Source organism: Halogranum rubrum (assembly GCF_900114455.1).
GTDB lineage: Archaea > Halobacteriota > Halobacteria > Halobacteriales > Haloferacaceae > Halogranum > Halogranum rubrum.
In genome coordinates, this window is sequence record NZ_FOTC01000001.1 from 567,170 (window position 1) to 590,256 (window position 23,087).

Below are 23,087 nucleotides of genomic sequence, written 5' to 3' on the forward strand. Positions count from 1 at the left end.
AAGGTGTCCGGGACGAATCTGTCGTTCAGGGCGACTTCAGACGATGTAGAGTGACGTAGGGCAACTCAGAGTGAGTTGCGCAACTCAAGGTAACCGGAGTAGACCGTCGACTTCGTAGAGATACCCCTTCTGGAGGAGTTCCGTGAGGACGGCCGCCGCGTCGTCGTCGGTGAACTCGCGGTCCGCGAGACGGGACTCGGCTGTCGAGCGTGACAACCCTGTACTCGTGGCTTCGATCTCAGGCCGAAGCAGGTCGAGTGCCTCCTCGGCGCTCGCACTGAGCGGTGTCCGACTGTTCCGCATTGTATGGGTATTTCCGCTTTACCGCATTGTAGGTTCGGGTCGGTGAAAGTGGTCGTGACTGGTCAACGTGGGCTACTCTCTGCTCACACACCTCACGACGTGAGTGAACAGAACCCACGCAGGAAAGCTTATCTCGTCTGCTCGCGCCGAATACAGTCAATGTACCAACACTGTTCGACGTGTGCTACACGTGCCGCAACTCAGTACTTCGACCGCTGTCCGACCTGCCTGTACGTCCCGCCGCACGGGGCCGACTGAGACGACTGTCCTGTTACGGAGCGATATGTACTGACGCCTCGGGAGCGTGAGCTACATCCCGTTGCGACTCGTTCGTCCCGGCATGGGTTGGGTCAAACGCCACCTCCTCGTCACTTCGTTCGTCGGCCTCCTCCTGTCGGTGGGTCTCCTTACGGCGCTCGTCGGCTATCTCGGCGTCGTCGTCTACGCGGCACTCGTGAGCGGTGGCTCCATCGTCGGACCGCTCCTCGAACTCGCGCTTCCCTTTCTGCTCGGCGTCGCCGTCCTCCTCACGACTGCGACGCTGTCGGGTGTCGGGTTCGCCGTCGCCGTCCTGCGGCGACTCTCCCTCCCGCGGAGTGAGCGCGTCCACGCTGTCGTCGACCACGTCGAACGCGAGTACTCGCCACTGAGCTCGGTCGTCTTCGCCGACTTTCTCGCCCCACCGGAACCCTCCGCCGACGAACGAGCGGAACGAGCACTCGCCGATCTGAAACAGCAGTACGTCGAGGGTGACCTCACCGAAGCGGAGTTCGAACGGAAAGTCGACCGCCTCGTCGCCACCGACTCGGTGGACGAGGCCCGCGCGGACCGAGAGCGTCGCCTCGTCCACGAGCGTGAGCAGTCGCGCTGAACGCGTCGCTATGGGCGACTGTCGAGGCTCCCCGAACCACCCCCAACGGTTATCTTCGAGAAGGCTGTTACACAGAACCTATGAGTGCTATCGCCCCCGCACCTCCATACGGGGCACCGGACCCGTCCGTCCCCAGCCACGTCGGTCAGTCAGCGACGGCGTCGGCTGGCGGTATCCCGACGGCGAACTGTGCAGTGTGTGCCGAGACGTTGTACGAAGGCATGCGCGTGACCGGCTATCTCCGAACCGGCGACGACGTGCGCGACATCGCCGTCGCGTGTGAGACGTGCAGCGACCGACTTGACGTTCCCAAGACCGACTCCGCACGGTACGAGGTGTTCTCCGGAAGTCTCGTTCCGAACACCGTGTTCACTGGCTTCGAGTACCTCTACGTCGACACCACGGTCTAAAACGCGACCCCTTTTTCCGTCTATACCGCTGGAAGCACAGCGCTTTTCGACTCCCCGCGAGTCGGCCTCGACATGACTGACTCCGCGGTGGAAAGTGAGCAGGCGAGTGATGGGACTAGCGAGACAGAAACCCTCCGAGTCGGTGTCGTCGGCGGCGGGTTCATCGGAACGGCAGTCGGCGGCGAGTTCGTCGAACACGAAGACGCCAGTGTCGTCGCACTCGTCGACATCGACGAGTCGGTGCTCGAAGAGGCCGGTGCCGAACTCGGCGTCGACGACGCCTCGCGGTACACCGACTACGAGGCGATGCTCGACACCGAGACGCTCGACGCCGTCCTCATTGGGACGCCGCACACGCTGCACTACGACCAGATTCTCGCGGCGTTCGACCAGGACCTGCACGTCCTCTGTGACAAGCCGCTCACGACGGACCTCGACGACGCCCGTGACCTCGTCGAACGCGACGCCGAGCGTGACGAGGTGCTGATGGTCGGCTACCAGCGACACTTCTACGAGGGGTTCATCCGCGCTCGCGACCTGTGGGCACAAGAAGACCGCGAACCCCGTTGGATCACGGCCGAAGTCTGTCAGTACTGGGTCGACCGATTCGAGGGGACGTGGCGACAGAACCCCGACCTCTCGGGCGGCGGCTATCTGTACGACACGGGCAGTCACCTGCTCGACTGTATCCTCTGGAGTACCCGACTCACGCCCGAGGCCGTCTCGGCGAGCATGGACTTCATCGACGACGAGGAGCGCGTCGACGGCCGCGCGAACGTCACGGTTCGGTTCACGAACGGGGCGACGGCGTCTATCTCGCTCTCGGGTGAGACACCGTGTATGCGTGAGGACGTCCGAATGTGGGACGAGGAGGGTGCCGTCACGCTCGACAGCCAGGACTGGGAGCCGAACCGATACGTCGAAATCGACGACGAGAGCGGCGAGTACCGACCGAAACTGGCTCGTACCGACCGACAGACCAAGGTCGAAGCGTTCGTCGAGTCGATTCAGACCGGCGAGGAACCGGCGGCGACGGCGCTCGACGGTCTGCGCGTGACGGCCGTCACCGAGGCGGCTTACGAGTCTGCCAAAGGCGACGGCTCGTTCGTCGACATCGACCCCGACGACGTGAGACTGGAGTAACGGTTCGCGACGGACGCGAGAAACTCCTCCAGTGGAGCCGTCCGTCTCGCTCGCACTTCGGTCTTCACTCGGTGCTTTCCGGTCTGTCACTCGCCGTCCGCGAAGACCGCCGTCGGAGTGTGAAGAGGGCCGTCGACCCAACGAGAATCAACCCGAGGCCGAACAGGAGACCGAGCACCCACGCGGCCGTGCTGGGCCACGAGACGACGAGCAGTGCGGCGATGGCGACGAGTGCGACACCGACCAGTGCGGAACGCAGTTCCGTCGTTCCACGGACGACACCGACGAGTCGGCCGACGGCGTCGAGGAGGAGCAGTACGGCGAGGAGAGACGAGAGCCGAGTCGGTTCCAGCGGGAAGACGACGAGGAGGATGCCGACGAGAACGTACCCCGTCGCCCGGAGTGCCTCCGAGAGGACGAGTCGGATGTCGGCCGTCGGCTGATGTTTCAGCGACTCTATGCGAGCGACACCGAGGACGACGAGCAGTATCCCGAGCCAGAGGCCGAGGAGTGCTCCGGTGAGAAGCGGCATCGCGACGGCGACGACACCGACAGCGATGGCGATGACACCGACCGTCGCCCCGACGTCGTCACCTGCCGGAGTGGTCGACGCGACGTGTGTGGGGTCGCCGGTGTCGTCAGTAACTGACCTCATCGGTTGGCTGACCTCGCGTCGAGTCGAGCGGCCAACTGCTCTGAGAGCCCCGTGAGATACGCTGTCCCGAAGAGCGCGACCACCAGCCCACCGGCGGTGTCGTACATCAAGTCGAACACCGTGTCGTCCAGCCCGAACTGAGTGAGCACCTGCGCAGTCCCGAACAGCCGGGCCGCTTCGCCGATTGCGAACTCCAGTAGTTCCCAGACGACGCCGAACGCCATAGTGAACAGTAGGAGACAGACGAAGGTGAACGTCGGCGTGAGACGAACGCCGTCCACGTGCTTTTCGACTGCTCGGAGGGTCGCGTAGGCGGCCCCTGCGACCAGTGACGCAGAGAACAGATGCGTGAGGTGGTCCCACCACCAAATCGCTTGATACGGGCTGAGAAACTCCAACCCCGGGAGCGGGAGTGTTCCCAGTGCGTGGAGGAACATCGCAGTCGTAATCCACAACACGAGACCGACGTTCATGGTGATTCGGTAGTTCCGTTCGAGATACGTCGGTGCCAGCGTCACGAGGAGGCCGACGCCAGCGTTGACGACGACGCCCACGTTCCCGTACCACAGACCGAGTCCGAGGATGAGGACGATGACTGCCTGCAACGCGCGGACGAGGCGACGTTCCCATCGCTCCGTGCGGTGATGCCGTGACTGGTTCGTGTTCTTGGTGCTCATACGACCTCCTGTTCGTCGGGAGCACGTCCCGCTCGGGCGGTGTCCGGATGGTGAGTGAAGTACCATCGGAACCCGAGTCCGGCGAGCAACCCTGCGACGGCCGCTGCGGTGAACGCGTACATGAGTTCTTGGTTCGTCTCGAAGAACGCCGTCCCGAAGTACTGACTCGACAGCGCCGACCCGACAGCCCAGAACCCGACGAGTCCGAGCGTCGCCATGACGACGACACCGACTGCGAAGGTGGGCGTCATCCGGACGGGCGTCACCATCTGGAGCGCGGTGACGACGAGCATCGCGAGCGTCGCCACCGAAATCCCCACGACGACTTCGAAGAGGAACGACGGTTGAGAGACGCGGACGAGAAGCGGGATGGCGGCGACGAGCACCATCGGCCACGGCATCGTCCGTTTCCACGACCGGTGGACGACTGCCGGAACGGCGACGGTGACGACGACAGCCGAAGCGAGCATCACGTCGACGAGTCCGACTCGGAAGAAGGCGGCAACAGCCGTCGCTGTCACTATCGCGACCAGCGCCCAGACGACGACAGCGTTGGTGGTCGAGTCGGTGACGAACCACTCGTTTTCCGCGTCACTCATCGTCACTCCCGGCTTCGAGCCAAAAAACGAAACTCCCGTCGACGACGAACCGCTCAAACACCGCCGGCCCCGGCAACTTGACCACTCTCGGTCGGTTCGTCGGCCGTCCGTCCACCGAGGGCGATTGCCACCATCGACGTCCCGGTCAGGAGGAGGTTGATGCCGAACAGGAGTCCGACAGCCCAGAGCGCCGTGCTCGGGAACCCACTCCACAGTAACACTGCGAGAGCGATGCCGAGGACACCACTCACGACGCTCCAGAACCAGTTCTTCTCGCCCCGGAGGCGATAGCCCATCAGAATCTCGACGACGCCGGAGGCGAAGAGATAGCCGATGACGACGAGCGTCAACGTTAGAAGGCCGAACAGAGGATTAAACAGGATGACGAGGCCAGCGACGACCCCGATGGCTCCGAGTAGGATCTGCCAGACGAATCCGGCCCATCCCTGTCCTTTGAACGCACCCACGAAGTGGAACAACCCGCCGACGACGAGGAGCGCGCCGACCAACATCGCAATCGAGATACCGGTTAAGAACGGTGCAACTATCGCGATCAATCCGATGACCGAGAGAACGATTCCGGCGTAGAGTAAGGGCCGCCAGTTGCCCTGGAGAGTGTTCGAGAGAGCGACGTTCGTGTTCGATTCTGGGTACTCTGTCGTAGATTCCATCTCGTCTTCTACAATCGCTGTGTGTGGTATTAACCAACATCTAGCAAAAAATAGTTTATCTTCGAATAGAAAAAGAATATATATTCGGACATTTCTGATATTGGCACCCGAACACCAATATTCTGTGCCGATGTAGTAGAGCGGCTGTTTGGCCTCGATGAACCGAGGCCAACGTCGACGAGTTCAGGACAACGGGCTGGGTCGATACCGTCGACGGAAGACGAAGCTAACGGTTGAAGCCACGGACCAGTCGCGGACCAGTCGGTGTCGATGCCGTTCTCTCCGACACAGACGACGACTGCTGCTCCACCGACGCGGATGAGACTGCCGTCCCCGACTGAGGTTGGCTGTCGCTCGACTCCTCTCTCGAATCACTGTGGTCCGTCGGGCGTCTCTCTGTTCGGTTGGTCGGGTCCGTCGATTCGGTTCCCGCAGTGAGGACACCGGTCGACTGCCGTCGACTCCCCTGCTTGCTTGACGAATCCGGCTGCCAAGATACTCGACGGAACGGCGAAGAGTGCGATTCCGCCGAGCGCGGTCAGTGCACCGAGTAACCGACCGAGTGGGGTGACAGGGACGACATCACCGTAGCCGACGGTGGTGAGTGTCACAATAGACCACCACATCGTCTCGGGAATCGACGAGAACGCCTCGGGTTGTGCGGTGTGTTCGGCGAAGTACATCGAGACGGAACTGGCGACGAACAGCGTCGTCGCACCAGCGGAGGCGACGAAGAGGTCTTCTCTCTGCGCTCGATACGCCCCAACGAACCGCCGCCGAGACTCTACGTATCGGTCTCTCCGGAACAGCCGAAGGAACCAGAAGAGCCGAAGAAATCGCAAAAACTGGAGGTCGACGAACGCCCCAAGATAGAACGGAAGGATGGCGACGAGGTCGATGAGTGGATACGGACGACTCAGAAACCGGAGTCGCCCGGTGAGTGGTCCTGCATAGTCTGGTGCCGTAGTCGAGGACCAGACACGCAGGACGAACTCGATGGTGAAGACGACGAGAGAGAACTGGAGGATTAGGCGGAACACACCACTGAAACGTTCGTATACGGGGTCGACAGTTTCGAGGATGAAGATACCGAGATTCAGCACGATGAGCCCCAAGATGAACGCGTTGACTGCGACACCGAGAGCACTCCGGTCGTCCCCGTTTAACACTGCCCACACCCGTCGTTTGACCGGTTCGTCCATGGCACAACGTGACAACCCGGACAGTAATACACTGGTGGGTCGTCAGGCCCTCCCCGATATTCGACACACGGACGACCGTCTCGTGGCCTCACCCGCAACCTACTACAGGTAGACGGCCCTCTCGTCGGCTGTGATTCGCCTCTGTGGGGACCACGGCTACGTCGACGGCGAGTCGTGTCCAGTGTGTGCGAACGAGGGACGACACGTCCTCGACGACGACCGCCGCACTCGGCTCTCGACGTTCGTGAGCGGTGCGCTCCGGCACTTCCCCGACGACGTGGGCCTCTCGCTCGACGCGAACGGCTGGGTCGCATACGACGCGCTCGTCGACGCCGTCTGCCAGAAATATTCGTGGGCCGAACGCGACCACGTCGACGCCGTCGTCGCCACCGACCCGAAGGGACGGTTCGAGCGCCGAGAAGGAGCGATTCGTGCGGCCTACGGCCACTCGGTCGACGTGACACTCGATGCGACCGACTCGATGGTTCCCGACCGACTGTACCACGGAACGGCCCGACGAACCCTTGATTCGATTAGCGAGGAGGGACTCCGTCCGATGGGGCGACAGCAGGTCCATCTCTCGGCGACGGTCGAGGATGCACGCGAGGTCGGACGGAGACACGACGCCGACCCGGTCGTCCTCGTCGTCGACGCGGACGCACTCGTCAGAGACGGACTCGATGTCGACAAACGAGGTCACGACACCTACACTGTCGACTACGTTCCACCGGCGTATCTGACGACGCTCTCTGAGTGAGGAGTGACGTTCTGTCTCCGACCGACTACGAATCGGCGGTCTGCTCGTCGCTGTTCTCGACGTAGGTGTCGATCGCGTCCTGCATCGGCGGCTCCGAGACCTGACTCTCGCTCAACTCGACGAGCGTCTCTATGACCGCGTCGATATCGACGTTCTCCGTCGCGGTTCGGAACGTCTCCGCGGCGATTCGACTCCCGATTTCGCTCCCGAGTGCTCGCTTGACGACATCGAACTTCCCGCCGTCGTCGAAGACATACTGAGCGAGTGCGCGGCCGAGTGGTCGACCGACTGCTTCGGCGAGTCTGTCGACGTCGACGGCGTCGCGTGCCGGGTCGCCTGCGAGAATCGCCTCGAAGTCGACTGCCGCGAGCACTTCTTTCGTCACCTGCGCGGTGAACACGACGTTGAGACCCTGTTCGATGCGCTTCATCCGTGTGCTCTTGGAATTCGTATCAGACATCGTTTATATCACTCCGAGCTGCCGCAGAGACAACTAGTGAAACTGCCTCACCCCACGACGAAAGCACTGTGGCCTTCACCTGCAAGCACGCTCGATGTGACGAGCCGCCTCGAACGAAGAAGCCGAGACGCGGGTCGGAAATCACCGCCTTAGACGGCGAGATACTCGACGATGACTTCCTCGTCGGCGAGTCGTGCTGGACCGAGTTCGTCGACGATTTCTCCGCGTCGACCGCTTGACATCCTCCCGCACCTGAAGACGCGGGAATCCCACGGCACCGCACCGCTTGATTGGGATATTAGGGTTTGCAGTCCACCACCTCTGCCCGAGGTTGGAATCCTCGGGAGAGGTCATGAAGGTAGACCCCGGGCTGTGCCAACCAGCCGGTACTCCTATCCCCGGACAACTGCCCGGAAGACTCGGAGTTACTTTGATTGATGTTGAGACGGATGTTCTCCGCCCCGTTCACATCCGCGTTGAACGCCGCATCACACGACTCACAAACGTACAAGCCACGCTCAACACGCTGACTATCGTCTTCTCTACCGCACACGCAACACGTCTTGCTCGTGTCGCGTTCAGACACTTCTACGACTTCGATACCCTCGACCTTCGCCTTGTAGGTGAGAATCTTGGTGAATCGGTCGAACGCCCACCCGTGCAGGTCGAGGTTTCCGTGCTTACCCCAGTCCTTCGACTCGCCGTTCTCATCCTCACGGACACCAGCGAGTTTCCCGACGTTGATGCGTCCAACCTCCTGCTCAACACACCGTTCAACGATGTGTTTCGCTAAGGAGTGGAAGAAGTGGGTGCGACGCTCCGACCACTTCGCGTGTAGACGGGTGGCTCTTTCCCCACCTGCATCATCGCATTTGGCGATTTCTTTCGGGAAGTAGTATCCGTCTTGTTTCAGGCGGTTTCCGGGGTACAGGTCGGCTTCCTCGGTACTGTACGCGACTGCCGAGAAATTGCAGATACCGAGGTCAACACCCGCTGTCTCGTTGCCGGGAGAGGAGGGCGTTTTGATTTCGTCTTTACAGACGAGGTGCAGTTCCCATCGCCCCTTCGCTTTGTCGTAGACGGCGCGGACTTGTTGCAGGTTTTCGACGGTGACACCGGGGCGGGTTTCGTATTTGACAAGGATGTATTCCCACGCGCGGGGGTGTTCCTTGTGATTCGCACCTTTTGAGAGGCGTACTCGCCCGTTTTTGATGTCGTGACGGATGCCTTTCTGCTTCCACGTCACGGTTGAACGAGGGTGTTCTTCATGGACGCGGTTACCGTTGTTGTCGTAGTAGTTTTTCTTGCGGTAGCCGGGCGGATTCGCTCGATTGTCGGATTCCCTCTTGCCGTACCATGAGTTGAAGGATTCAGCGAGTTCCTCCAGAACGCGCTGACTGGACTGCGAGTGCAGTCCTTTGTATTTTGGATGAGTCTTCAACTCGCCTTTGAGGTCACCGTGGTCGGGAATCTTGCCCGTCTCATCCCAGACTTCTCGGGAATGGTGGTTGGCGACGTTCCAGAGTTTGCTGGCCGACCACCCGTGCCGGTCAAGCGACTCCTCCACCTGTGAATGGTTGAGGATTTTCGCTCGATGGGTGCGGTGGACATCCAACATCTTGAACACCTGTATAACCAGTTATACTCGCGTATATTGTAAAGGTTCGGGCTGAGAATGTAAAATATCCGACCCTGCTATTGACGGTGGGTTGTGGAGGAGTTGTCGGATTCATCCCGCGCCTAAAGGCGCGGGTATTCTCCTTGAGTTTTAGAACCTGATGCAACTCGCCGAACACGGCGGCCACGACGAGGTGGTCGATCTGCCAACAGAACCTCGAAGACGAAGAGAACGCCCTCGACAAACTGCAGACGGCGGCTTCCGACTTCGACTACGACTCGCTGAACCACTGACTCAACGCCGAACGAGAACTTCTCTTTTTAACTAATATCGGCCAAATCCTTTCGGGAATAGATACAGATATGCCGAGTACGTTTACTCCTGTACGTACGATGGCACACTCTCCGCAGACCAACCGACAGGTCGAGTATCACCTTCGACAGGCGCATCTAACTGCGGAGTCGGAGTCGACGAAGTATCACATCCGACAAGCGGCGTCGCTCTTGGGTATCGACTCGACCGGGTGAGAGCGGGCCGTCTCCACGTCGTCGAACGTCACGCTCGCCCAGTCGTCAGTCTACTGCCGCTCACCGCTGTACGTTCGGCCTTGACAGCCGTCCAGCACGCCACTCCCATACGACGACGAAGAGTTCCCACAGCAGGAACCAAGCCATCGTGAGGGCGATGACGAGCACAGACGTCGCGACGAGGCCGAGACCCATCACGGCGCTCACCAACACCGAGTACAGCACGGACGTCACCAGAGCCGTAACGACGAACGCGAGACAGCCACAGATGTACTGTTCTCGCACTGGAACTGGTTGTTGTCCCTGCTCGTCGTCGAGACGTGTGCCACCTCCTGGATAGTACATAGTAATTAATGATGAACTATGCTAATAGTAGTTGCGCTCGCCTCGCACTCGTTCGCCGTCGTCTCTAGCGAGACGTCGGCTTCCTCCGCTCTTCGGTCGTGAAAACCACTGGTGATTGTTACAGTGTGTCACCAGAAAAGATATAGTCGAGAGTGACAGAGACCGGACATGGTTCAGCCACACGTCCGCCGAGAAATCGCCGTCTACGGTGGTGTGCTCGCCGCCGTGGTCGTCGCCGTCGCGCTCGGTGCGAGCTATCTGGCCGACTTCCCGTTTCGCTACGTGTTGATGCCGCTCGTCATCGTGACGCTGTGCATCGGTGGCATCCTCGCCGGTGCGAGCGACGTCGGGCCGGGACTCGCCGCCGAGGGTAACGTCAGCGGCGACGCTGGTGGTGGGAGTGCCGAGAGCGGACGTGGCGACTTCACGCCCGGCAGTACGAAGACGATGGTCCCGTCGATTCGCTCGCGTCCGGTCGTCTTCCTGCTCCTCGGCGTCGCTGCGTGGAGCATCCTCGGCTTGGTGGCGACGGCGATGGTCGCCTGAAGTTCACTCCTCCACCGACTCTCGGACCGTCAACACGGGTACCGGTGACGTTCGGACGAGTTTTTCGGTCACACTACCCAGTAGGTAGCGGTCGAACCCGGTTCGTCCGTGTGTCCCCACCACGACGACGTCGATGTCGTGGTTCTCGACGTACGAGAGAATCGCGCGGTGAATCGACGTCGACGTCTCCACGGCCGTCGTCACCGTCTCGACGCCACCCTCTCGCGCAGTCGTCGCTGCGTCGGCCACCGTCTCCTCGGCGCGCTGTTCGAATCCCTCGATCTGGAGTTCAACCCGTGTGTCCATCCCTAGACTGGCGATATCGACGACCGAGAGCAAGTGGAGTGTCGCGTCGTCGACGGCGCTGAGGTCGATGCCGAGCGCCACTGCCGTCTCCGCGCACGTACTCCCGTCGGTCGGGACGAGGACGTTTCGGTAGGGGTAGGAGTGGTCGGTCTGGGTCGCGTCGGCGTCCGGTCGAATCGTGAGTACGGGCACGTCCGACCGCCTGACGACGCGTTCGGTCGTACTCCCGAGGAGCAGTCTGCCGAGTCCGCTTCGACCGCGAGTCGGCATGATGACGAGATCGAGGTCGGTGGCCGTGGCGTAGCCGACGATTTCGCGGTAGGGTTCGCCCTGCCGAATCTCCGTCACCGTCGTGACGCCGCGGCGCCGTGCGCGCTCCGCAGCATCGTCGAGGACGTCTTCACCCACCGCTTCGAGTGCGTCGACGATTTCGCCGTGAATCTGCGTGACGCTGTCTCGGGTCGTGTCCGCTACGTAGAGGAGATGCAGCGTCGCTCCGTGGGTACTCGCAACGTCGAGTGCGTGCTCTAGTGTTGGTATCGTCCCTTCGCTTCCGTCTGTCGGAAACAGTACGCCGTCGAACATACCACCACTACGACCGACAGCAACAAAAACAAACGCCGTGCGTTCAGCGGGTCAGTTCCGGTGGCGAAGACTCACCGGTTGCCCGTCGCGACGAGCACAAGTCCGACGAGGACGCCGAGCACGACGAGGACGATACCGCTGATACCGTACAACTCGCCGGAACTGAACTGGAGGCGGTCACCGTAGGTCATGATTCCGGCAGAGAGGAGAAGCGTCACTCCCGAACCAGTCAGCACTGTCGCGACGTCGAATCCCGCTGGGCTTCCGATGTCTGGCACACGCACAGTCCGTCGGCAGTGCTCTTCACGATGTGGCCTGCACTTGCAAGCATCTTCGACCGCTCTACGGGTCGTCAGTGGCGACAGCCTCAGTTCGAACTGTTCGAGTCGTTCGTGCTACTGGAGTTGTCGGAACTGCCGGCCTGCGTCGACGACTTCCACCAGACCTTGTACTCCCCGCTCGTCCGGGATTCCTCGTAGAGGACGCTGAACGACTCGGGCGAGACGTCCGACGGAGTGAGAAACATCATGTCGCCGCGCCGCTCTTCACCACCCTCGACTTTTCCGCCGATGTACTTCGCAGAGACGCTCTTGTTTCGACCGGGGTGGAAGACGATGTTGCCGACGACGCCGAGGAAGTTCTGCGTCAACGGCAGTCGGACCGTCCTGTTCGTCGTGTTCTTGGTGTGTACTGGGACGACGACCCACTGTTTCCCCTCGCCCGCTTCCGCCTGTTGTGTCTCTCCGTCTTTACTCCACGTGTAGCGCTTCGTCGTGCGGGGTTCGCCGAGCGAGAGCGTGACCTGCGGTAGTTCGTACGTCTCGCCGAACGCCATCTCCTCTCCGCCGGTCATCTTCGAGGAGACGGTCTTGGTCGGCTGACCGCCGAGTTTCAGGTCGCCGCTGTCACCGCCGTCGTCGCCGCTGGCGGTACATCCGGCGAGTCCAGTCGACGCGACTGCTGCTGTCGTGAGGAAGGTGCGTCTGTTCATTTGAGATAGGCCCTGAGACCGAACGCTGCTTGGACGACGATACCGAGTGCGAGTGTGCCGAGGTTCCACAGTTTCGACTTCACGAACGCCACGTCGAGGATGACTCGGTCAGTCAAGAGCGGATACAACGGCTTTATCGGCGGTGCGATGTCGGGCGTCGTCAGCATGTCCGCGAACATGTGGGCGGTCATCCCGGTGAACAGCCCCAAGGCGGCGAAGCCGAATATCGCCCACTTGGACGTTCGCCCCTCCCCGCGGATTGCGATGTAGGCACCCGAGACGACCCCGCCGAGCAGCAGGGCCGTGGGGATGGTGAACACGAAACTGTGCGTCAGCCCGTGGTGTTCGATGAAGAAGTACTTCATCAACACGAGGTCTGCGTCGGGCAGCATCCCCGTCGACGCTGCCAACGCGGTGAACGCCACGCTCGACTTCCACTCCGAGAAGACGAGCCACGCGGGGGCGGCGAAGAGGAGTGCCATGCCGATGTGGCCAGGAGATTGCACGCCTCTCCGTACGCGGGAACGTTTCAAATACGATGTGGCCGGGGAAACGACCACGGGTCGGGTGACCCGTGGAACTCTCGCTGTTTTCTAGAGAAGGGTGAGCAGTCCGACGGCGGACACCGGACGCTGCTCCCGAGTGCGGTCAGTCCGGTCGTGCCGTCTGACCGACGGCGCCGGCGAAGAGTTCGCGCTCGAAGAGGGCACGTTCGAGCGAGAGCGCACCGGGACCGCTGAGCACGAGCGAGCCTGCAATCAGCGTCAACACGAGCGTCAGTTCGATGCCACCGTAGCCGTCCGGGAGGTGGACGAGCACCGTCGCCACGAGCATGTCGAGTGCGACCAGCGCGCCCGTCACACGGACGAGCAACCCGACGAGGAGAAGTGCTCCGCCGACGAGTTCGAGGAGTCCGACTCCCCACGCGGCGAGCGTCGGCAGCGGAACACCGAGACTCGACAGGAACCCGGCGAATCCGGAGATACCCGACGCCTTCGGTCCGACTCCGAGTACCTTCCCCACGCCGGAGACGAGCATCGGAACCCCCAGTGCGAGTCGAACTAGCACTGGACCCCATCGCGTGGCCATCTCGTTCGATAGCTCACGCGACACGGCCAATCACGCCCTTACTCGTCTGTCCGTTCGACTGTTCGAGCCGGCATATTTGTCCCATAGTGCGTCTACGTTGGATTAACACGCGGATATAACCACAGGTATCGCCGACGCAATCGAGGTGCAAGCGCTCGTCGTCTCAGCACCGCGAGCGGAGAGAGGACGAGCGGAGAAGAGACGGCGAGTCGTTGAGCGGACTACTGCGTCGACGACGTCTGCTCTTTCGCCATCGACAGCGACGTGAAGAAGCCGAAGTACGCGACGACGCCCGCCGCGAGACAGAGTTGGTAGGCCCAACTCGGTCCCTGGACGAGTTCGAACAGGAGCGACACGACTGTCACCCACGTGAGTGCGAACACGAGGTCGACGACCATCCCGTCGCGGTGTTCGTCGACGTGGTTCCGGATGGTGGCGACGACGCCGGCGTCGTCGCTCACTTCTCCTCACCTCTGCGTTCGTCGATGACGAGCACCGGGCGGTGCGTCGAGCGGAGCACCCGTTCCGTGACGCTCCCGAGGAGCGCTCGCTCGACGCCGGAGCGGCCGTGACTGCCCATCACGACGAGGTCGATGTCCTCGTCGTCGGCGTAGTCGGCGATGACTCTGTGCGGTGCACCGACGCGTACCTCCTCGCGGACGTCGACGTCGTGGTCGGCGGCCGCTGCGGCGACGGTGCCTGTCGCCTTGTCCGCTTTCTCTTGGAGGTCGGTCATCTCGCCGAAGTTACCCTGGGTGATACGGTCGACCTGTTCGGTCCCGAGGCCGAAGTTTACCGCGTCGATGTCGACGACGTACAGCGCGTGCAGTTGCGCGCCGTACGTCGCCGCGAGTTCGACGGCGTGGTCGACTGCGACGTTCGCCGTGGCGCTTCCGTCGGTTGGGATGAGGATGTTGTCGTACATGGTCTCGATTAGTCGTCAGCAGGTGTCTCGCCGCCACTACTGGAGACGAAGTCTTCTGCGCTCTGTTGCTGGCCCATCGGTTCGGGGCTGTGACACTGGCGGACCATCTGTTTGGTCTCCAGCGGCGGTTCCGGCGTCACCAGCGAGACGGCGATGGTGACGAGGAAGACCAGCGGCGTCCCGACCAGTGCAGCGCCGATTGGCGGCACGTACTGCGCGTATATCGGGATGATGGCCTGTCCGGAGCCACCGGCGATGTCGGCGAGGAAGCCGACGTACGCCGGGAGCACGCTGTTGATGACGGAGGTTATCCACAGCAGGAGGCCGACGGTCATCCCGGCCAGTGCGCCCTGTCGGTTGGTGTTCTCCCACCACAGACCGAGGAAGAACATCGGGAACAGCACGGTTCCCGCGAGCGAGAACGCGTAGGCGACGAGTTCGCCGATGAGTGCCGGCGGGTTGAACGCGGTGACGGTGACGAGTGCGCCGATAGCGACGATGGTCGCACGACCGATGAGCACCTGTTGGCGCTGCGTCGCGTCGGGGTTGATGAGTTCCGAGTAGATGTCGTGTGCGACTGCGGAGGAGGCGGTGATGAACAGCCCCGCCGTCGTCGCAATCGCAGCAGCCATCCCGCCGGCGGCCACGAGGCCGACGAACCAGCGCGGGAGGTCGGCGAACTGCGCGGCGAGGACGACGATGACGTCACCCTCCGCACCCGACATCGCCTGTTCGCCGGAGTAGACGGCGTCCGGCGAGAGGTTGTTCACCTGCGCGAAGAGGTCGACGCCGAACGCCGCCATCGCGGGTGCACCCCAGTAGAGCAGGAGGATGAAGAACAGGCCCCAGACCGTCGACCAGCGGGCCGTCCGTTCGCTCTTGACCGTGTAGAACCGCACGAGGACGTGCGGGAGTCCGCAGGTTCCGAAGATGAGCGAGAACGCCGTCGCGATCCAGATGTAGTAGGAGCTGTTGATGAAGGGGGCGGAGAACTCGGTACTCAGGTCGTTGATGAGCGCCCCGTACTCTATCTGCGGCAGAATCGTCGAGTAGCCCTGCGTGAAGCCGACGACGTAGATGCCCGCGAGGAACGCGAGGATGAGGATGACGTACTGGACGGCCATGTTCTTCGTCGCGCCCAACATCCCCGAGAGCGTCAGATAGCCGACGGTGAGCGTCATCATCACGACGATCATCGGGATGATGTCGAGTCCGAAGACGTACTGGCCGACCAGTCCCATCCCGCGGGCCTGTCCGACCGAGTAGACGTACGCGATGAGCAGCGTCGTGAACGCCGCCAGCGCGCGGGCCGTCGGCGAGTTGAAGCGGTCGGCGACGAAGTCAGGCGCGGTGTACTTCCCGAACCGCCGCATCTGTGCGGCGAGGAAGATGAGTAGCACGAAGTAGCCGGTGGTCCAGCCGACGATGAACGCGAGACCGTAGAACCCCGAGAGGGCGACCAGTCCCGCCAGTCCGAGGTAGGATGCGGCCGACATCCAGTTGGCCCCGATAGCCATCCCGTTCTCGATGTTTCCGATTCCCCGACCGGCGACCCACATCCCGTCGGCGTCGGCCACCTTGAAGATGTAGCCGATGACGAGGAACGACGCCATCATCAAGAAGACGATGATGGCGGGAATGAGTTTGAACGAGATGTCGAGTGCTTCGGCTTGCAGCGGGAGGAGTGGCGTCATTCGGCGACACCTCCGTCGGTGGCCGCCGCGTCGGCCGATTCACTGCTCTCCGTGGGTGCAGGGGTGCTGGGGTCGATACCGTACTTCTCGTCGAGTTTGTCCCGCTGGCGGGCGTAGATAGCCGCCAAGATGAGCGCACCCGTCGGTGCACAGAAGGCGACGAGGAAGTAGTGCCACGGGAAGCCCAGCACCGGCATCGTCGTCGTCATCACTTCGGGGGCGACGAGCGTCGCCGTCACCGGCCCGAAGACGATGAGCGCCCAGACGATGAACCCGATCCAGACGACTTTGAGGTGGTCTCGCATGAACGCCGTACTCGGATTGAGGAGGTTCACCTCCTCGTCGAGATAGTTCGTGTTCTGATGTGCCTGTGCGGCCTGCGTGAGCGTGCCACCGTCGGGTTCGGCTGGCCTCGCCCCGTCTCTCGTGTGCGTGTCTTTCTCTGCCATGTGTGAATGTGTGTGCTGTCGTGTCGGCGGTGTCGTGTGTCAAAAAGACGGTTCGTCTCGCTCAGTCGCCGCTCACTTTCGTGGCGATGTCCTTGACGACGTCGGGGTTCCGCAGCGTCGAGGTGTTGCCGAGTTCGTCGCCGTTGGCGATGTCTTCGAGCAGGCGACGCATGATCTTCCCAGAGCGCGTCTTCGGCAACTCTGGCGTGAAGACGACCTGTTCGGGTCGAGCGATGGGACCGATGGCATCGTCGACCCCGTCGACGACGCGCTGGCGCATCTCGTCGCTCTCCTCGTAGCCGTCTTCGAGGATGACGTACGCGTAGACCGCTTCACCCTTCACGTCGTGGTTGCCGCCGACGACGGCCGCTTCGGCGACGCCTTCGACGCCGACGATGGCCGACTCGATCTCCATCGTCCCCAGCCGGTGACCGGAGACGTTGATGACGTCGTCGACGCGGCCGAGGACGGTGATGTAGCCGTCTTCGTCTATCTTCGCACCGTCTTCGGGGAAGTAGACCCAGTCGTCGGTGTCGTCGCTGTCGGTGTCGGAGTACTCCGCCCAGTACTCCTCGATGTAGCGTTCGTCGTTGTTGTAGAGCGTTCTGAGCATCCCCGGCCACGGTTTCTGGACGGTGAGATAGCCCGCACGACCCGGCTCTACCGTCTCACCTTTCGTGTCGACGATTTGGACGTCCAGTCCGGGGAGTGCCGGACCGGCCGACCCAGGCTTCATGTCCTTCACGCCGGGGAGCGTCGTCACCATCATGCCGCCCGTCTCGGTCTGCCACCACGTGTCGACGATGGGGCACTCCTCGCCACCGATGTGCTTGTAGTACCACTTCCACGCGCGTGGGTTGATGGGTTCACCGACCGTTCCCAGTAGGCGGAGCGACGAGAGGTCGTGTTTCTCCGGGTAACTCGAACCCCACTTCATGAACGCCCGAATCGCCGTCGGCGCGGTGTACAGTTGGTCGGCCTCGTACTCTTCGATGATGTCCCAGAGACGGTCCTTGTCGGGGTAGTCGGGGGTTCCCTCGTACATCATCGTCGTCGTGCCGAGTGCGAGCGGCCCGTAGACGATGTAGGAGTGACCCGTAATCCAGCCGATGTCGGCCGAACAGAAGTAGGTGTCTTCGGGTTTGATGTCGAGGACTGCCTGCGAGGTCCACGAGACCCACGAGAGGTAGCCGCCGGTGGTGTGTTTGACACCTTTCGGCTCCCCGGTGGTTCCCGAGGTGTACATCAGGAACAGCATGTCCTCGGCATCACGCTGGACGGGTTCGACGTCTGCACCCTCGTTCTCGGCGACGAGGTCGGCGTAGTCGTACTGGTTCTCGCCCATCTCGTGGTCCGAGACGTCGCCGAGACGGTCGACGACGACCGTCTGTACGTCGTGGTCGACGCCCGCCAGTCCTTCGTCGGCCTTCTCCTTGTGCGGAAGCGGGTCACCGCGGCGGTAGTAGCCGTCACAGGTGACGAGATACTCCGAGTCGGCGGCGTTCATCCGCGTCGCGAGCGCGTCTGCGGAGAAGCCGGCGAAGACGACGGAGTGCGGTGCGCCGATGCGGGCACACGCGAGCATGGCGATGGCCAGTTCCGGTACCATCGGCATGTACATCGTGACGACTTCGTCCTCTTCGACACCGAGGTCACGGAGCCCGGCCGCGAACTCGTTGACTTCGCGGTGGAGTTCTTCGTAGGTGTAGCTCCGGTTGTCCTCCTCTACCGGTTCGCCGACCCACTCGATGGCGACTTCGTCGCCGCGCTCGTCGAGATGTCGGTCGAGACAGTTGGTGGAGGCGTTGAGTGAGCCACCAGTGAACCACTCGTAGAACGGCGGGTTCGAGTCGTCGAGGACGGTGTCGTAGTCCTCGTCCCAATCCAGGAGGTCGGCCGCTCCCTCCCAGCACTCCGGCCAGTTCTCTTCGAACTCGTCGTAGATACCCGCATCCGAGACGTTCGCCTGCTCGACGAAGCTCTCGGGGGGTTCGAATCGCTCTTGCTCTGCGAGCCGTGCCTCGAGCTCGACGTCTGGATCACCATCTGTCATGTGGTAGCTTCACAACGACGAGTAAGCCCTATAAATACCCCGTCTAACCTCCGAACAATCATTAAGAACGCCGTGTGCGACTGTCTCACGGCTCGTATCTACACGCTGTGTCTCACGGGGACGGACGATGGAGTGTCGCTGGAGTGAGAGAGTGGCTAAACAGTTAGTGTCGTCGCCGAGCCGACACCACAGTTCACGGCGTAGAGAGTCCGAAGAGAGAGAATGTATAGAAATTAACCATAAATGGCTAGCTGGTCTCAGAGAGCACTGCAGCCAACACCTTCTGTTGGGCTTTCCGCAGATGGTTGTGTAACGTCGGCGAGGAGATGTCCATCGAGGCAGCCAACTCCTCGGCGGTACTCCCGCGCGGCCACTCGAAGTAGCCAGACAAGAACGCTGCACGGAGGACCGCCCGCTGTTTCTCGGTCAACTCTTCGTCGACGACGTGTTCGACGCGTGCCGTCGTCTGGACGGGTTCGTCGACGTCGCGTTTCGCGTGGAGATGGGAGTCTGGAAACGTGGTCGTGAACCGCTCGACGATGCCGCGAACGTCCGCGTGCCCGGAGAAGACACCCGTGATACGTGCGACTCCGTCTTCGACCGTGAGCGCTCTGACTGACCCGCCGGTTTCGACCATCGTCACCGCGAGTGCCGGTCCCGAGACGACGAGTTCGACGAGTGCTTCCTCGCCGTAATCGCGGACGAGTCGAGCGTCCTGTACCTGTTCGGCGTCGCCGACGACGTCGAGGACGTCTCGAACACTGGCCCCACTGATGGTGACGAAATGGAGGAGCGACCCCGAGGCAACCGGCACGACGCCTTCGAGTTCGAAGCGGCAGTCGAGGCGACTCGATGCAGCGACGAGCATCGACTCGTGGGCGGTGCTCTGCATCGTGAGTTCGACACCCGTGTCGGCGAGCAGCAACTGTTTTCGCTCGACGGCGACGAGGGTCCGCCCGACCCGCCGGCCGACGTCGACGAGCGCACGCCGACTCGTGGCGTCGAACGCCCGGTCCGTCACACAGAGGTAGCCGTGGACGGTGTCGGCCGACTGGACCGCGACGACGCACAGCGCGTCTTCTCTGGACTCGTCGACGACGATGTCCGTCGATTCGTCTCCTTCGTCGCGGGTGAGCGTCGCGAGAGCGTCCGTCTCGTCGAGTGCCGCTCGGAGCGTCGCCGCCGAGTGCGTCGCTCGCCCGGCGCGTTCGTGGGGGTTTCCGTTCTCGTCGCAGAACCAGACACCTGCGAAGCACGTCACCAACGCGGTACACGACGTGGTGACGACGTCTGCGTGCGTCGAGGCGTCTTCGAGGTGCTCGCCGAGCGTCTCGAAGCACCGGACGAGGTCGTCTGCGCGGTTCACGAACTGCCGGTCGGCGGGCTGTCTCTCCGTCTTCGTCGTTGTCGGGGCGGCTTCTCGCTCGTCGACGCCCGTGCACGCGTCGAGGATGTCGGTGTCACTCGGCGTCTCGAAGAACGACGCGAGACTGTCGAGGCTGTTCCATCCGCCGATCGCTTGGACGACTCGTGGGTGAACCGCTTCTTCGACGAGAAGCCGATACGCGAAACCCTGCCGGAGATCGCGTGAGGAGACGGATTGGAGGCGTTCGGTTGTCGTCCGGTCGCTGACCGCCGACACGAGCATCTGTATCCGCCGTGCACTCACGTCGAAGATGGGGGTGTCGGGGTCGATACCGTCACCGTTCGCGAACTTCTGCAGGTCGTGTGCGACGTCTCGTGGGACGTACGCTGTCCGGTTTTCGCCCGCTTCGTCGTCTTCGCGGACGTAGAGGAGATACCACGGTGTTCCGTCGCGTCGATACTCTCTGAGATCACCGAGTCGGACACGGGTAATCTCTGCCGGTCGGAGTCCGACGAGCCCCGCGAGCGACACCACGAGGTCCTCACGATACGTCTCGGCGGCGTGTCGGACCTGATCGAACTCCACCGACGTGAGGTACGTCCGACTCGTGGTCTCTATCATCTCTTGTTTCGCTTTTCTCCCAAACACCGAAAGCTCTTCGGCTCGGTGGAGAGACGTAGCGCTCTTCGAACTGAATTTTCGGCTGTGCGCTCGACTTCCGTTATCCGCAAAATCGGTTCGGCGTTCGCTCGGTTCGCGAACTCAGTTGTCGACGAGGGTTTCGAGTTCACCGACGACTTCCGGGTTCCGCAGCGCACTCGTATCGCCCGGGTCTTCGCCGTTGGCGATGGCTTCGAGGTAGCGCCGGAGAATCTTCCCGGAGCGCGTCTTCGGCAACGCGGTGGTGAACGTCACCGTCGTCGGGACGGCGACGGGACCGATTGCCGCCTCGACGTTGTCACAGACGTGCTGTCGTAACTCGTCGTCGCCCACGACGTTGGCTTCGGGACTCACGTAGGCGTGGACCGCCGTCCCTTGCACCCCGTCGTCGCCGCCGACGACGGCCGCCTCGGCGACGCCCGTTGTCGCGACAATGGCCGACTCGATTTCGGTCGTTCCCAACCGCTGGCCGGCGACGGTGACCACGTCGTCCAGTCGGCCGAGGATACTGACGTAGCCGTCGTCGTGTTGCACCGCACTGTCGCCTGTCAGGTAGCGCCAGTGCTCGCTGTCGTCCGTCGTGTGGGCTCTGTCCCACGCCGTACCGTCGCAGAGCGACTTCGGTTGTCCCGGCCACGGCTTCGTCACGACCAACTGGCCCGTCTCTCCTCTCGGGACTTCGTCGCCGAGACTGTCGTGGACGCCCACCTCGATACCCGGTAGTGGGCGGCCGACGATACTCGGACGCATCGCGTCGATGGCGGGCAGCGTCGACAGCATCATGCCGCCCGTCTCGGTCTGCCACCACGTGTCGACAATGGGGCACTCGCCGCCGCCGACGTGGTCGTAGAACCACCACCACGCCGTCTCGTCGATCGGTTCGCCGACCGTGCCGAGCAACCGAAGCGACGAGAGGTCGTAGGCGTCGGGGTACTCCGCGCCCCACTTCATGAACGCGCGGACGGCCGTCGGTGCGGTGTAAAACACGTCGACGGCGTTTCGCTCGATGATCTTCCAGAAGCGGGTCTTCTCGGGTTCGTCCGGCGTCCCCTCGTAGAGGACCGTCGTCGTGCCGAGTGCGAGTGGCCCGTAGACGACGTAGGAGTGGCCGGTGATCCACCCGATGTCGGCGGTACACCAGTGTGTGTCGCGCGCTTCGAGGTCGAGGACGGCGTGACTCGTCCACGCGACGTGCGACAGATAGCCGCCGGTCGTGTGTCGGACCTGCGTCGGTTCGCCCGTCGTCCCCGACGTGTAGATGTAGAACAGAACGTCGTCGCTCGCTCGCTCGACGGGGTCGACCGTCTCACCGTCGTGAGCAGTCAGTATCTCACGGTACCGGTGTCTGTCTCCGAAGAACTGGTCACCGTCCAGGTGGTCGACGACGATCTCTGTCGTCGAGTACGGGACCGAGAGACAGGCGTTGTCTGCTTTCCGGAGGAGGTCGACGGCGTTCCCGCGACGGTAGTAGCCGTCGCAGGTGACGAGCACGTCCGACTCCGCGCGTTCCATCCGCGTCGCCAGCGCGTCCGCGGAGAATCCGGCGAAGACGACAGAGTGTGGTGCGCCGATGCGGGCGCACGCGAGCATCGCGACGACCAACTCGGGAATCACCGGCATGAACAGCGTGACGACGTCGTCCGCTTCGACGCCGAGGTCACGGAGTCCGGCCGCGAAGGCGTTTACGTCCTGGTAGAGTTCCTGGTACGTCTTGGCTCGCGTCTCGCCGAGTTTGCCCTCCCACTGTATCGCCGTCTGGTTCTTCCGCCCGGCTTCGATGTGGCGGTCCAGACAGTTCTCGCTGGCGTTGAGACGGCCGCCGGGGAACCAGCGGACGCCGTCACTATCGTCGTCGTCGAGCACGGTCTCTGGCTCGTGGGTCCACGTCAGCAAGTCGGCGGCACGACGCCAACACGTCGGCCACTCCGCGTCGAACGCATCGTACACCTTCGGGTCGGTCACGTTCGCCTGGTCAACGAACGCAGGTGGAGGGCTGAGGGCGTCGTCCGCCGGCAACTGACTCACCGCCGTGTCGTTCCTCCCGTCGGACATTCGTTCTGTCCTTTGGGAAGAGTTGTCAAAGATGTTTGCCCTGTCGGCACTCACTGCCGCGTCGGTTCCCGACGAAGAGCGTCGGCCGTCCCTCGCGTCCACGGGCCCATCTGTCGTCTTCGCGCACTGCTCG

At 62.5% G+C, this 23,087-nt stretch carries 27 protein-coding genes; 6 read left to right on the forward strand and 21 right to left on the reverse strand.

Annotated elements, in window-relative coordinates:
- Nucleotides 1–84 precede the first annotated feature (84 nt).
- Nucleotides 85–303: a hypothetical protein gene (locus BM083_RS02690; protein ID WP_089865418.1), complete on the reverse strand. Its 219-nt coding sequence runs from the start codon at nt 301–303 to the stop codon at nt 85–87.
- Nucleotides 304–643: 340 nt separating this feature from the next.
- Here BM083_RS02690 and BM083_RS02695 point away from each other — a divergent pair, with 340 nt between their 5' ends.
- The 3 genes from BM083_RS02695 to BM083_RS02705 all read left to right on the forward strand — a co-directional run bounded on the left by BM083_RS02695 (nt 644) and on the right by BM083_RS02705 (nt 2,727).
- Nucleotides 644–1,174: an SHOCT domain-containing protein gene (locus BM083_RS02695; protein ID WP_089868317.1), complete on the forward strand. Its 531-nt coding sequence runs from the start codon at nt 644–646 to the stop codon at nt 1,172–1,174.
- A gap of 80 nt (nt 1,175–1,254) precedes the next feature.
- A complete protein-coding gene (locus BM083_RS02700) occupies nt 1,255–1,584 on the forward strand; it encodes a hypothetical protein (protein WP_089865421.1) in 330 nt (109 codons plus the stop codon).
- A gap of 72 nt (nt 1,585–1,656) precedes the next feature.
- A complete protein-coding gene (locus tag BM083_RS02705; protein ID WP_089865424.1) occupies nt 1,657–2,727 on the forward strand; it encodes a Gfo/Idh/MocA family protein in 1,071 nt (356 codons plus the stop codon).
- A gap of 64 nt (nt 2,728–2,791) precedes the next feature.
- On the opposite strand, the gene BM083_RS02710 is transcribed toward BM083_RS02705, so the two are convergent.
- From BM083_RS02710 to BM083_RS02730, 5 genes are all read right to left on the reverse strand, one after another.
- Nucleotides 2,792–3,382, reverse strand: a complete 591-nt coding sequence (locus tag BM083_RS02710) for a DUF308 domain-containing protein (RefSeq protein ID WP_089865427.1) — start codon at nt 3,380–3,382, stop codon at nt 2,792–2,794.
- The gene (locus BM083_RS02715; RefSeq protein WP_089865429.1) at nt 3,379–4,059 is read right to left on the reverse strand and encodes a DUF2238 domain-containing protein; all 681 of its coding nucleotides are present in this window, start codon (nt 4,057–4,059) and stop codon (nt 3,379–3,381) included. Before BM083_RS02715 ends, BM083_RS02710 begins: the two co-directional genes overlap by 4 nt.
- Entirely contained in the window at nt 4,056–4,658 is a 603-nt protein-coding gene (locus tag BM083_RS02720) for a hypothetical protein (protein WP_089865432.1), read from the reverse strand. Before BM083_RS02720 ends, BM083_RS02715 begins: the two co-directional genes overlap by 4 nt.
- A gap of 53 nt (nt 4,659–4,711) precedes the next feature.
- Nucleotides 4,712–5,329: an HdeD family acid-resistance protein gene (locus BM083_RS02725; RefSeq protein WP_089865435.1), complete on the reverse strand. Its 618-nt coding sequence runs from the start codon at nt 5,327–5,329 to the stop codon at nt 4,712–4,714.
- A gap of 371 nt (nt 5,330–5,700) precedes the next feature.
- Nucleotides 5,701–6,531, reverse strand: a complete 831-nt coding sequence (locus BM083_RS02730; RefSeq protein ID WP_089865438.1) for an ion transporter — start codon at nt 6,529–6,531, stop codon at nt 5,701–5,703.
- A gap of 130 nt (nt 6,532–6,661) precedes the next feature.
- Between BM083_RS02730 and BM083_RS02735 the strand changes: the two genes are divergently transcribed.
- Nucleotides 6,662–7,288, forward strand: a complete 627-nt coding sequence (locus BM083_RS02735) for an RNA 2'-phosphotransferase (RefSeq protein WP_089865440.1) — start codon at nt 6,662–6,664, stop codon at nt 7,286–7,288.
- 25 nt (nt 7,289–7,313) lie between these two features.
- Here the strand turns inward: BM083_RS02735 and BM083_RS02740 are convergent, their stop codons facing one another.
- Together BM083_RS02740 and BM083_RS02745 are read right to left on the reverse strand one after the other, a co-directional pair.
- The gene (locus BM083_RS02740; RefSeq protein WP_143085664.1) at nt 7,314–7,748 is read right to left on the reverse strand and encodes a hypothetical protein; all 435 of its coding nucleotides are present in this window, start codon (nt 7,746–7,748) and stop codon (nt 7,314–7,316) included.
- 298 nt (nt 7,749–8,046) lie between these two features.
- On the reverse strand, nt 8,047–9,366 hold the full coding sequence (locus BM083_RS02745) for an RNA-guided endonuclease InsQ/TnpB family protein (protein WP_089868319.1): 1,320 nt from the start codon (nt 9,364–9,366) through the stop codon (nt 8,047–8,049).
- Nucleotides 9,367–9,758: 392 nt separating this feature from the next.
- Here BM083_RS02745 and BM083_RS23910 point away from each other — a divergent pair, with 392 nt between their 5' ends.
- Nucleotides 9,759–9,893 carry a hypothetical protein gene (locus BM083_RS23910; RefSeq protein ID WP_281244147.1) on the forward strand — a complete coding sequence of 45 codons (135 nt, stop codon included), beginning with the start codon at nt 9,759–9,761 and terminating at the stop codon, nt 9,891–9,893.
- Between the two features lie 60 nt (nt 9,894–9,953).
- Here the strand turns inward: BM083_RS23910 and BM083_RS02750 are convergent, their stop codons facing one another.
- Nucleotides 9,954–10,238 (reverse strand): hypothetical protein, encoded by a 285-nt coding sequence (locus tag BM083_RS02750; protein WP_089865446.1) that lies wholly within the window; start codon nt 10,236–10,238, stop codon nt 9,954–9,956.
- Between the two features lie 168 nt (nt 10,239–10,406).
- On the opposite strand from BM083_RS02750, the gene BM083_RS02755 reads away from it, so the two are divergent.
- Nucleotides 10,407–10,784 (forward strand): hypothetical protein, encoded by a 378-nt coding sequence (locus BM083_RS02755; RefSeq protein WP_089865448.1) that lies wholly within the window; start codon nt 10,407–10,409, stop codon nt 10,782–10,784.
- 3 nt (nt 10,785–10,787) lie between these two features.
- Here BM083_RS02755 and BM083_RS02760 read toward each other — a convergent pair whose 3' ends face one another.
- The 12 genes from BM083_RS02760 to BM083_RS02815 all read right to left on the reverse strand — a co-directional run bounded on the left by BM083_RS02760 (nt 10,788) and on the right by BM083_RS02815 (nt 22,954).
- A complete protein-coding gene (locus BM083_RS02760; RefSeq protein WP_089865451.1) occupies nt 10,788–11,675 on the reverse strand; it encodes a universal stress protein in 888 nt (295 codons plus the stop codon).
- Nucleotides 11,676–11,746: 71 nt separating this feature from the next.
- Nucleotides 11,747–11,953: a hypothetical protein gene (locus tag BM083_RS02765; RefSeq protein ID WP_089865454.1), complete on the reverse strand. Its 207-nt coding sequence runs from the start codon at nt 11,951–11,953 to the stop codon at nt 11,747–11,749.
- A gap of 89 nt (nt 11,954–12,042) precedes the next feature.
- Complete coding sequence (locus tag BM083_RS02770; protein ID WP_089865457.1) at nt 12,043–12,666, reverse strand: hypothetical protein; 624 nt, start codon at nt 12,664–12,666, stop codon at nt 12,043–12,045.
- Complete coding sequence (locus BM083_RS02775; protein WP_143085665.1) at nt 12,663–13,172, reverse strand: metal-dependent hydrolase; 510 nt, start codon at nt 13,170–13,172, stop codon at nt 12,663–12,665. Before BM083_RS02775 ends, BM083_RS02770 begins: the two co-directional genes overlap by 4 nt.
- 142 nt (nt 13,173–13,314) lie before the next feature.
- Nucleotides 13,315–13,755, reverse strand: coding sequence for a DoxX family membrane protein (locus BM083_RS02780; protein WP_089865464.1), 441 nt, complete (start codon nt 13,753–13,755; stop codon nt 13,315–13,317).
- Nucleotides 13,756–13,976: 221 nt separating this feature from the next.
- A complete protein-coding gene (locus tag BM083_RS02785; RefSeq protein WP_009376675.1) occupies nt 13,977–14,216 on the reverse strand; it encodes a DUF8119 family protein in 240 nt (79 codons plus the stop codon).
- Complete coding sequence (locus BM083_RS02790) at nt 14,213–14,680, reverse strand: universal stress protein (RefSeq protein ID WP_089865467.1); 468 nt, start codon at nt 14,678–14,680, stop codon at nt 14,213–14,215. Before BM083_RS02790 ends, BM083_RS02785 begins: the two co-directional genes overlap by 4 nt.
- Before the next feature lie 8 nt (nt 14,681–14,688).
- Nucleotides 14,689–16,374, reverse strand: coding sequence for a sodium:solute symporter family transporter (locus tag BM083_RS02795; protein WP_089865470.1), 1,686 nt, complete (start codon nt 16,372–16,374; stop codon nt 14,689–14,691).
- Nucleotides 16,371–16,823: a DUF4212 domain-containing protein gene (locus BM083_RS02800; protein ID WP_089865472.1), complete on the reverse strand. Its 453-nt coding sequence runs from the start codon at nt 16,821–16,823 to the stop codon at nt 16,371–16,373. Before BM083_RS02800 ends, BM083_RS02795 begins: the two co-directional genes overlap by 4 nt.
- Before the next feature lie 61 nt (nt 16,824–16,884).
- The gene (gene acs / locus BM083_RS02805; RefSeq protein ID WP_089865475.1) at nt 16,885–18,876 is read right to left on the reverse strand and encodes an acetate--CoA ligase; all 1,992 of its coding nucleotides are present in this window, start codon (nt 18,874–18,876) and stop codon (nt 16,885–16,887) included.
- A gap of 247 nt (nt 18,877–19,123) precedes the next feature.
- Entirely contained in the window at nt 19,124–20,863 is a 1,740-nt protein-coding gene (locus tag BM083_RS02810; protein WP_089865479.1) for a bacterio-opsin activator domain-containing protein, read from the reverse strand.
- A gap of 141 nt (nt 20,864–21,004) precedes the next feature.
- Nucleotides 21,005–22,954 carry an acetate--CoA ligase gene (locus BM083_RS02815; protein WP_089865482.1) on the reverse strand — a complete coding sequence of 650 codons (1,950 nt, stop codon included), beginning with the start codon at nt 22,952–22,954 and terminating at the stop codon, nt 21,005–21,007.
- Nucleotides 22,955–23,087: the final 133 nt, after the last annotated feature.

Excerpts from the sequence above, each read along its gene's own strand:
- BM083_RS02815 (WP_089865482.1), bottom strand. The coding sequence starts at position 22,954 with ATGTCCGACGGGAGGAACGACACGGCGGTGAGTCAGTTGCCGGCGGAC.
- BM083_RS02755 (WP_089865448.1), top strand. The coding sequence starts at position 10,407 with ATGGTTCAGCCACACGTCCGCCGAGAAATCGCCGTCTACGGTGGTGTG.
- BM083_RS02705 (WP_089865424.1), top strand. The coding sequence starts at position 1,657 with ATGACTGACTCCGCGGTGGAAAGTGAGCAGGCGAGTGATGGGACTAGC.
- BM083_RS02715 (WP_089865429.1), bottom strand. The coding sequence starts at position 4,059 with ATGAGCACCAAGAACACGAACCAGTCACGGCATCACCGCACGGAGCGA.
- BM083_RS02770 (WP_089865457.1), bottom strand. The coding sequence starts at position 12,666 with ATGAACAGACGCACCTTCCTCACGACAGCAGCAGTCGCGTCGACTGGA.
- BM083_RS02710 (WP_089865427.1), bottom strand. The coding sequence starts at position 3,382 with ATGAGGTCAGTTACTGACGACACCGGCGACCCCACACACGTCGCGTCG.
- BM083_RS02750 (WP_089865446.1), bottom strand. The coding sequence starts at position 10,238 with ATGTACTATCCAGGAGGTGGCACACGTCTCGACGACGAGCAGGGACAA.
- BM083_RS23910 (WP_281244147.1), top strand. The coding sequence starts at position 9,759 with ATGGCACACTCTCCGCAGACCAACCGACAGGTCGAGTATCACCTTCGA.
- BM083_RS02720 (WP_089865432.1), bottom strand. The coding sequence starts at position 4,658 with ATGAGTGACGCGGAAAACGAGTGGTTCGTCACCGACTCGACCACCAAC.
- BM083_RS02725 (WP_089865435.1), bottom strand. The coding sequence starts at position 5,329 with ATGGAATCTACGACAGAGTACCCAGAATCGAACACGAACGTCGCTCTC.
- acs (WP_089865475.1), bottom strand. The coding sequence starts at position 18,876 with ATGACAGATGGTGATCCAGACGTCGAGCTCGAGGCACGGCTCGCAGAG.
- BM083_RS02740 (WP_143085664.1), bottom strand. The coding sequence starts at position 7,748 with ATGTCTGATACGAATTCCAAGAGCACACGGATGAAGCGCATCGAACAG.
- BM083_RS02695 (WP_089868317.1), top strand. The coding sequence starts at position 644 with ATGGGTTGGGTCAAACGCCACCTCCTCGTCACTTCGTTCGTCGGCCTC.
- BM083_RS02780 (WP_089865464.1), bottom strand. The coding sequence starts at position 13,755 with ATGGCCACGCGATGGGGTCCAGTGCTAGTTCGACTCGCACTGGGGGTT.
- BM083_RS02810 (WP_089865479.1), bottom strand. The coding sequence starts at position 20,863 with ATGATAGAGACCACGAGTCGGACGTACCTCACGTCGGTGGAGTTCGAT.
- BM083_RS02790 (WP_089865467.1), bottom strand. The coding sequence starts at position 14,680 with ATGTACGACAACATCCTCATCCCAACCGACGGAAGCGCCACGGCGAAC.
- BM083_RS02690 (WP_089865418.1), bottom strand. The coding sequence starts at position 303 with ATGCGGAACAGTCGGACACCGCTCAGTGCGAGCGCCGAGGAGGCACTC.
- BM083_RS02795 (WP_089865470.1), bottom strand. The coding sequence starts at position 16,374 with ATGACGCCACTCCTCCCGCTGCAAGCCGAAGCACTCGACATCTCGTTC.
- BM083_RS02745 (WP_089868319.1), bottom strand. The coding sequence starts at position 9,366 with ATGTTGGATGTCCACCGCACCCATCGAGCGAAAATCCTCAACCATTCA.
- BM083_RS02700 (WP_089865421.1), top strand. The coding sequence starts at position 1,255 with ATGAGTGCTATCGCCCCCGCACCTCCATACGGGGCACCGGACCCGTCC.
- BM083_RS02730 (WP_089865438.1), bottom strand. The coding sequence starts at position 6,531 with ATGGACGAACCGGTCAAACGACGGGTGTGGGCAGTGTTAAACGGGGAC.
- BM083_RS02800 (WP_089865472.1), bottom strand. The coding sequence starts at position 16,823 with ATGGCAGAGAAAGACACGCACACGAGAGACGGGGCGAGGCCAGCCGAA.
- BM083_RS02760 (WP_089865451.1), bottom strand. The coding sequence starts at position 11,675 with ATGTTCGACGGCGTACTGTTTCCGACAGACGGAAGCGAAGGGACGATA.